Source organism: Okeania sp. SIO3I5, assembly GCF_010672085.1.
Taxonomy (GTDB): Bacteria; Cyanobacteriota; Cyanobacteriia; order Cyanobacteriales; family Microcoleaceae; genus Trichodesmium.
Map to the genome: position 1 here is coordinate 1 of NZ_JAAHHT010000341.1, position 7,737 is coordinate 7,737.

Genomic DNA, 7,737 nt, shown 5'->3' on the forward strand with positions numbered 1-7,737 from the left:
AAGGGTTGTCAATTTATACGGAGTTTAATTCTCAATTAATTTGTTTGGTTGGGGAGCATGAGTTGTTGATTGAGAATCGGATTGAGCGGCTTTTATCGTTGTCTCGATTTGAAAAATATTTGGCTGCGACAGAGGATTTGAAGTTTGGCTTGACTACGCAGGCGATCGTCATTTCTCAAGTTTTTCCTGTTGAGAAGTTTTTTGGCCCAGGTGGGCTGCCTGAGATTATCAGTGCCATCGGTAAGGAGTCTGGTTTGTGGATTTCAATAGCTTGCAGGTACAAAGGTTCTGCTGCTTCGTATTTCCCTTGAGAATAATATAAATTTGCTAGGTTGTTGAAGTCGATGGCAAGGGATGGATGATTTTCGGGTAGGGCGATTTTGTGGATTTCAATAGCTTGCAGGTACAAAGGTTCTGCTGCTTCGTATTTCCCAAGAGATTTATATAATAAAGCTAGGTTGTTGAGGTGGGTGGCAAGCTGTGGATGATTTTCGGGTAGGGCGATTTTGTGGATTTCAAGAGCTTGCAAGTACAAAGGTTCTGCTGCTTCGTATTTCCCAAGAGATTTATATAATAAAGCTAGGTTGTTGATGTGGCTGGCAAGATATGGATGATTTTCCGGTAGGGCGATTTTGACGATTTCAATAGCTTGCAGGTACAAAGGTTCTGCTGCTTCGTATTTCCCAAGAGATTCATATAAATTTGCTAGGTTGTTGTAGACAGTCGCAACATCAGAGTTATCTTTATCCAGCCGTTTTTCTGCTATTTCTTTACCCTTCTCTAACCAAGGTTGTGCCTGTGGATAAAATCCTTGATCTTTATAGAATGCACCTAAGCGAGTAAAAGGAACAATCAAATCATCATCACTCAAATACTCAGTTAAATTTTCTGCTACCTCCTCAATATGGGGAATATCAACCTCAACTTCCCGAACTTGCTCCTGTGTAATATCCTGGTGGGGAATTTTCCGCGCCGCCTCCACGATCGCCACAACAAAACCACGTCTCAACTCATCCGCCCCCGAATATTCTCTCAACTTCATCTGCAAAAATTCCCGCACCAAAGGATGCAAACTATAAACCCCATACTCAACACCCTTCAACAAATGCAGATTTAGCAAATCCCCAATCGCAATTTCCCAAACCTCCAACTCCTCATCATCCTCTATCTGATCCAACGACAAACGAAAAGGTGCCAAAGCATATAACCCCAACCGCAAACCTATTTCTTGAGTCTTTTTATCCAACCTATCCCAACTCAAAGCCATCGCCTCCGCCACACCATTAGGATAATTAATCAACTCATTAGCCAACATCGCCCGATGTTCCAGACTCTTTCTCTGTAAACGCTCAAGCATTTTTGTCAAAGCCAAATTATCCCTATTCAAAATCTCCCAATACTGATCTAAAAATCGCCCCACTAATTGAATCGCCAGAGGCAAATAACCCAACCATTTCAAAAGTTCCCTAGCTTTTGCTGACTGGGGTTCGTGCAAAACTCTTTTTCTTGGCAACAATATAGATTTTAATAACTCCATGGCTAGCAAAGGTGTCAATACATCGAGAGGCAACGACTGAAATGCCGAACCAAGATTTTTACGAGTCGTCAGCAGTACCCGAAACCGAGACAAATCTGGAGGCAAAAAAGGCTTTATCTGAGTTTCGTAGTCAGTCACATCATTATAAATAAGTAACGCCTCCCCCTCAGACCAATTTTGCCAACAGTAGTGCAACTTTCCCGGTAAATCTTCCTCTTCGGGGAGAATAAGTCCGAGATTATTCTGAGCAAACATGAGAATCTGAATACCGACATTCTCCGCAGGTACTTCCAACCAACAGATACCACCAGGGTAAGCAGACTTATGAGCATGAGCGTATCGACGGGAAAGTTCGGTTTTACCAACACCCCGTTGATTATTTTTGAGTAATGCGTCGAGTTCGGCAAGTTCCTTTTCCCTACCCACAAGAACCTTATTATCTAATACCAATTTGATTGTTTGCTACAAATCACTAGGCTATTCACAAGGAGTCAGGAGTAAGAATGAATGGCTTCAATACCGTTTTTTATGTCGGAAATTATCTTTTTTACCAAAGGAATATCTCCTGTAAAGTCTTTTAATCACACTCATTATCCGTAGCATAATTTTTTTAAGTTGGTATAACCATTTCTCTCCAGGAATATTGGATCTTTGAGTTGGAAGGACTGCATCAGACTTAGCTTGTTTGTCATGGCCAGACTTTGATTTTCGTTTCTCCCACTCCTCCTCTAAAAATTTCAAATTATCTTCTTTATCCTTATTCAACAACTTCAGCACAAACTTCCATTCTGATGCACCTTGGGTTTTTTCCCGTCTATCTTCCAAAATCTGCAAGAACTCTTCCAATTGTTTTAGCACATCTCTAATTTGCTCTGTAGTCAACTTTTGACCATATATTTCTGTTAGTTTGACTAAGTGTTTCAATTGAGCTTTCACAAATAGACGGGCAGCAGTTTCTTCCCCCAACCATCTTACTTGTACTTGGATATCAGAAGGATGATATAATTCCTTATTAACAAGTGCTAATAAAGCCCCTAATAAGAATTTGGCTCTTTCTTTAATTTTTGGCCCTCTAGATTGTCTTGGCATTTTTGCAACTTCCTTGAGTAAGAAATTTCAGAGAATCCCCAAACTTTTTATTCCCCGAAGTTAGATTTTGTTAATTATAGCAATACTTTCAGGAATTTATCAACACCCCTTGCATCGGGGTATATTCCCTAGTTTTTAATCTACTCATTAGTCTTACACAAAGAAAATGTACTACTTTTTGAGGAGGTCAAAATGTCTCAACAAATCACAACAAAAGAAGACTTAATTTCTCAAATCAAAGCAGCCGAATATCTGAATCCCAAAGCATTAGTTAGTTTTGGCATAACCAACGAAAAAGCTGCCAAAATGGTAGGTATTTCTCTGCGTCAATTTTATCGCTATGAACATACACAACCACCTAAAGCAATCAGAAAATTCGGAGCAACATTAGCCCGTCAATTAATTAGTGAAGGAAAAGAACCTCAGCCAGATTTAGTTTACATAATTGTAAGACATTTAGAATCAGAGTAATGCTGACATCTTGTCACTGACATTTTTACTCTTTGCAAATCAAATTATTGCCTATACTATAGAAATATGAGGCAAAGAAAACCTCGAATTTCAGTCAAAAACACTTGGGGTATTATGCCACCAGAATTAAATTTTGACCGCGAAATTTTCTATAACCCAAGTCATCTTCCAAACAATCATTTTCACCATCATAGTCTTTTCCAGCAAAAGTTTTGTGGTGTTAATGAAACAAACAGTGATGAGGACTTAATGCCAGAGGTAGATAACTTTTTCGGAGATTAATTTTAATAGAAAAAATCGACAAAATTTATCGCCTCTTAACCTAATTAATACCAATCTCATCTCATAAATTGAGACAGGTATCCTGAAAAAAACAATCGTTCAATTTGAGGAATAATCTAATGAATTTCTTAACTTCTTTATTTAATTTTGGAGTTAGTTCTGTAGTAGGAGCTGTAGCTTCAGAAGTTGGTGGTCCAGAAGCTGGTTATGTAGCCAGGAAAGCGACTGGTTTTCTTCTCAATCAAGCAGAAAATGCTGATAATGGTGACGATAGTTACGACAGCGATTTCGACTTTGATTAATTATAGTTAACAGCATGATTAACTGAGTAGTTTAGGGGCAGAAAAATCTGATATTAATGCAAATAAATTCTTCTCCTGCCCTACTATTTTTGAGATAGCGATAACTAATCAAAATAGAAGTCTATTGCTCAAAAAAAATTGAGCATAAATTCTACAATTTTTAACTTTTCAAACCCCTGTAGGGGCGTTCCATGAAACGCCCCTACTTACTATTAATAAATATCCTAATCTTCCTCGAATAATTCTGCATCAAAAGTTTGCAGTAGATCATTTAATTCAGGCTCCGGACAAGATGCAATTAAGACGTCAAAAACATCTAACAACTTAGCAGCAGTTTCTCCCAAAGTCGGACTCATTCCCCAAACATCTTGCACCCAATCTTGAGGGCGTTCGTCATCAAAAATCAAACGTTCTAATAATTGCTTTGCTTCTTCTTTTGATACAGACATAATTATAATTTTAACCAATATTCTAGGGAACAGGGAACAGTTAGAAAAACATTTCCTAGTCTAAGATTCATAATCAGTAATTTTTCTAACCAATTCTTTCTTAGCTATAAAATTAATTTCAATAATTATAGCAGTTGCTCAATTAAAATCAAGACTATAGCCTGAATATACTAATATATCGCAATTCTCAATGACCTGTGAAAAAACTGTAGGGAGTTGGTTTCTAATTCCTATTTTTGCTTGGGTTTGGAGACCAGGGTTTGGAGATCAAACCCCTACGATAAAATGTTACAACATAAACGCCGATTGCCATATAATAATATTTACCAATGGATAATTGATAATTTCTCTAATGAATAATTATTTGGCTTGATAATTCTTGTACAAAAAGTGAAAACATTTGAATTTTTCGGTTTTCAAAGAAGTAGTTTTGAAACATTGTATAAAAACTCAATTCATTATCAATTATCCATTATCAATTATCCATTATTCATTCTTCCTTCTTCAATTATGAATATACCGAATTCAATTACTTTTTCTCGCCTGTTGGGAGTACCTATTATTCTTTACATTCTCAAGACTCCAACTAATCAGAATCTTTGGATATGTTTAGCAATCTTTTTAATTGCTTCAGCTACAGATTTTTTAGATGGTTATTTAGCACGAAAACTTAATCAAATTACCGACTTGGGTAAATTTTTAGATCCTTTAGTAGATAAATTATTAGTTTTAGCACCTCTATTAGCATTAATTGAATTAGGCAAAGTTCCTGCTTGGGGAGTATTTTTAATTTTAGGTAGGGAGTTAACCATAGCAGGTTGGCGCGTTAATCAAAGCAAAATTTCAGGAGCTAATATTTGGGGAAAATTAAAAACTGTAAGTCAAATTATCGCTGTTGCTTTATTAATTGCTCCTTTACCCAAAATTTGGGCAACTCCAACAATAATTATGTTTTGGATTTCTGTTGCTTTAACAATAATTTCAGGGATAATTTACTTATTACCAGATCAAGAAACTAGCAATACTTAACGAAGTCAGAAGTCAGAAGTCAGAAGTTGTTTTTGTAACGGGGATTTTGAGCAACCATCCAAAAACATTTCGCCTTAAAAAGCGGGGTGGCGCGACCAAATTATTTTGATAAATTGTATTTTTCAACTAATTTTTAATATCTATTTATTTATAATAAAAATTAATTGTGCAATAAGTAGGGGTTTGGTCTCCAAACCCCCTAGATAAGAAAATTATATTCTAGTCAATATTTAATTGCTTTTTCATGTAAATATTCAGCTAGAGCGATCGTAAATCGGTTGTAATAAATGAAAATTAATTGTGTAATAAGTAGGGGTTTGGTCTCCAAACCCCCTAGATAAGAAAAGTATATTCCAGTCAATATTTAATTGCTTTTTCATGTAAATATTCAGCTAGAGTCATCCTAAATCGGTTGTAATATTTTATCTAACGGGCTTTAGTTTCACAATCCAATCAAAAAAGGGATTTGGAAACCAAACCCCTACATTTTTTTCAATCGCAAATCATTTCAAACCCCCTAGATAAGAAAAGTATATTCCAGTCAATATTTAATTGCTTTTTCATGTAAATATTCAGCTAGAGCAACCCGCGCTTATGTTGTAATATTTGAGCTAAGGTCGTTTAGTCTCACAACAAAAAAATGGGATTTGAAAACCAAATTTCTACAGTTTTTTTCAATCACAAATTATTTCATAATCAAAATTAATTCTGTAATAAGTAGGTTTTTTGTCTGCAAACCCCCTAGATAAGAAAAGTATATTCTAGTCAATATTTAATTGCTTTTTAATGTAAATATTCAGCTAGAGCAACCCGCCCTTAGAGCAACCCGCCCTTATGTTGTAATATTTGAGCTAAGGTCGTTTAGTCTCACAACAAAAAAAATGGGATTTGGAAACCAAACCCCTACAGTTTTTTTCAATCACAAATTATTTCATAATCAAAATTAATTCTGTAATAAGTAGTTTTTTTGTCTCCAAACCCCCTAGAGAAGAAAACTATATTCCAGTCAATATTTAATTGCTTTTTAATGTAAATATTCAGCTAGAGCAACCCGCGCTTATATTGTAATATTTGAGCTAAGGTCGTTTAGTCTGACAACAAAAAAAATGGGATTTGGAAACCAAACCCCTACAGTTTTTTAAATCGCAAATTATTTCATAATCAAAATTAATTCTGTAATAAGTAGGTTTTTTGTCTGCAAACCCCCTAGAGAAGAAAAGTATATTCTAGTCAATATTTAATTGCTTTTTAATGTAAATATTCAGCTAGAGCAACCCGCGCTTATATTGTAATATTTGAGCTAAGGTCGTTTAGTCTGACAACAAAAAAAATGGGATTTGGAAACCAAACCCCTACAATTTTTTAGATACCAAATTATTTAAGATTAGTATATTAGATGATATTAAAAATCATCCTTAATATCAAACAGTTTTTGACCAAAAAATCAGGTCTCAAGCCTCCCCTTTCAAGGGGCTGAAAAAAAACAGGTTCAATATTTCAAGCCTCTGACTTTCCTGTGGAATGCAGAGCAAACAGGCAGAGGTACTGATAACTGATAACTGATAACTGAAATGACAGCCTTGGCTTTAAGCTAGAATTGATGTATAATCTAAATCTTAGCTTAATTAGTAACAGCATTTCTCAAGTTACTGAGATACAGTTGTTATTCTTATTTTCTATTCCCTAATTCCTAAAATAAATGAGTATATTCACACTTCAATCAGTAAAAAAAGACTTTGGCATTAAAGAAATTTTAAAAGATGCCAGTTTCAGTTTAGATACTAACGACAAAGTTGGTTTAATTGGTACAAATGGTTCGGGAAAATCAACTCTATTAAAAATGATTGCTGGTTTAGAACCTACAGACGGCGGTCAAATTTTAGTCAATCAAAATGTGAGGATTATTTATTTACCTCAACAACCAGATTTGGATGAAAATAACACCGTATTAGAACAAGTTTTTGCCGACAGTGGCGAACAAATGGCACTGGTAAAAGAGTACGAAGAATTATCAGAAAAATTAGCTCATTATCCAGAAGATAATCAGTTAATGTCGCGTTTTTCAGAAGTAACTCAAAGCATGGATTCTACCAATGCTTGGGAATTAGAAACTAAGGCAAAAATTATCCTGAGTCAATTAGGAATTCTAGATTTTGATGCTAAAGTTAGCAATTTATCTGGGGGTTATCGTAAACGAATTGCTTTAGCAACAGCCCTACTTGCTGAACCTGATGTTTTGTTAATGGATGAGCCAACAAACCATCTAGATGCTATGTCTGTCGAATGGTTACAAAGTTACTTAAATACTTTTTCTGGAGCAATTTTATTAATTACTCACGACCGTTATTTTCTCGACAGGGTTACTAATAAAATTATGGAAATAGATAGAGGGGATATTTACACTTATTCTGGAAATTATTCCTACTATTTAGAAAAAAAAGCTTTAGCTGAAGAATCAATTGTTAATTCTCAAAGGAAACATCAAGGTGTATTACGCCGGGAATTAGAATGGTTGAAACGAGGTCCGAAGGCTCGCAGCACTAAACAAAAAGCTCGGATTCAACGCATAGAAGAAATG

Annotated in this window: 9 protein-coding genes; 5 read left to right on the forward strand and 4 right to left on the reverse strand. The window is 35.3% G+C overall.

Going from position 1 to position 7,737, the window contains the following annotated elements; genetic code table 11:
* Positions 1-175: 175 nt before the first annotated feature.
* Together F6K40_RS37110 and F6K40_RS37115 are read right to left on the reverse strand one after the other, a co-directional pair.
* On the reverse strand, positions 176-1,987 hold the full coding sequence (locus F6K40_RS37110; protein ID WP_293144275.1) for a tetratricopeptide repeat protein: 1,812 nt from the start codon (positions 1,985-1,987) through the stop codon (positions 176-178).
* 63 nt (positions 1,988-2,050) lie between these two features.
* On the reverse strand, positions 2,051-2,626 hold the full coding sequence (locus F6K40_RS37115) for a hypothetical protein (RefSeq protein ID WP_293144278.1): 576 nt from the start codon (positions 2,624-2,626) through the stop codon (positions 2,051-2,053).
* A 192-nt stretch (positions 2,627-2,818) separates the two neighbouring features.
* On the opposite strand from F6K40_RS37115, the gene F6K40_RS37120 reads away from it, so the two are divergent.
* The 3 genes from F6K40_RS37120 (at position 2,819) to F6K40_RS37130 (ending at position 3,681) form a co-directional block, all read left to right on the forward strand.
* Entirely contained in the window at positions 2,819-3,097 is a 279-nt protein-coding gene (locus F6K40_RS37120) for a hypothetical protein (protein WP_293144281.1), read from the forward strand.
* Between the two features lie 114 nt (positions 3,098-3,211).
* Positions 3,212-3,379, forward strand: a complete 168-nt coding sequence (locus F6K40_RS37125) for a hypothetical protein (RefSeq protein WP_293144284.1) — start codon at positions 3,212-3,214, stop codon at positions 3,377-3,379.
* Between the two features lie 119 nt (positions 3,380-3,498).
* On the forward strand, positions 3,499-3,681 hold the full coding sequence (locus F6K40_RS37130) for a hypothetical protein (RefSeq protein WP_293144287.1): 183 nt from the start codon (positions 3,499-3,501) through the stop codon (positions 3,679-3,681).
* 224 nt (positions 3,682-3,905) lie between these two features.
* Here the strand turns inward: F6K40_RS37130 and F6K40_RS37135 are convergent, their stop codons facing one another.
* On the reverse strand, positions 3,906-4,130 hold the full coding sequence (locus tag F6K40_RS37135) for a hypothetical protein (RefSeq protein ID WP_293144290.1): 225 nt from the start codon (positions 4,128-4,130) through the stop codon (positions 3,906-3,908).
* Between the two features lie 510 nt (positions 4,131-4,640).
* Between F6K40_RS37135 and pgsA the strand changes: the two genes are divergently transcribed.
* Positions 4,641-5,159, forward strand: coding sequence for a CDP-diacylglycerol--glycerol-3-phosphate 3-phosphatidyltransferase (pgsA, locus tag F6K40_RS37140; RefSeq protein WP_293144293.1), 519 nt, complete (start codon positions 4,641-4,643; stop codon positions 5,157-5,159).
* Between the two features lie 254 nt (positions 5,160-5,413).
* Here pgsA and F6K40_RS37145 read toward each other — a convergent pair whose 3' ends face one another.
* The gene (locus F6K40_RS37145) at positions 5,414-5,539 is read right to left on the reverse strand and encodes a hypothetical protein (protein WP_293144296.1); all 126 of its coding nucleotides are present in this window, start codon (positions 5,537-5,539) and stop codon (positions 5,414-5,416) included.
* Positions 5,540-6,858: 1,319 nt separating this feature from the next.
* Between F6K40_RS37145 and F6K40_RS37150 the strand changes: the two genes are divergently transcribed.
* A partial coding sequence (locus F6K40_RS37150; RefSeq protein ID WP_293144298.1) for an ABC-F family ATP-binding cassette domain-containing protein occupies positions 6,859-7,737 on the forward strand: 879 nt, incomplete at its 3' end.

Excerpts from the sequence above, each read along its gene's own strand:
- F6K40_RS37145 (WP_293144296.1), bottom strand. The coding sequence starts at position 5,539 with ATGAAAAAGCAATTAAATATTGACTGGAATATACTTTTCTTATCTAGG.
- F6K40_RS37135 (WP_293144290.1), bottom strand. The coding sequence starts at position 4,130 with ATGTCTGTATCAAAAGAAGAAGCAAAGCAATTATTAGAACGTTTGATT.
- F6K40_RS37115 (WP_293144278.1), bottom strand. The coding sequence starts at position 2,626 with ATGCCAAGACAATCTAGAGGGCCAAAAATTAAAGAAAGAGCCAAATTC.
- F6K40_RS37120 (WP_293144281.1), top strand. The coding sequence starts at position 2,819 with ATGTCTCAACAAATCACAACAAAAGAAGACTTAATTTCTCAAATCAAA.
- F6K40_RS37125 (WP_293144284.1), top strand. The coding sequence starts at position 3,212 with ATGCCACCAGAATTAAATTTTGACCGCGAAATTTTCTATAACCCAAGT.
- F6K40_RS37130 (WP_293144287.1), top strand. The coding sequence starts at position 3,499 with ATGAATTTCTTAACTTCTTTATTTAATTTTGGAGTTAGTTCTGTAGTA.
- pgsA (WP_293144293.1), top strand. The coding sequence starts at position 4,641 with ATGAATATACCGAATTCAATTACTTTTTCTCGCCTGTTGGGAGTACCT.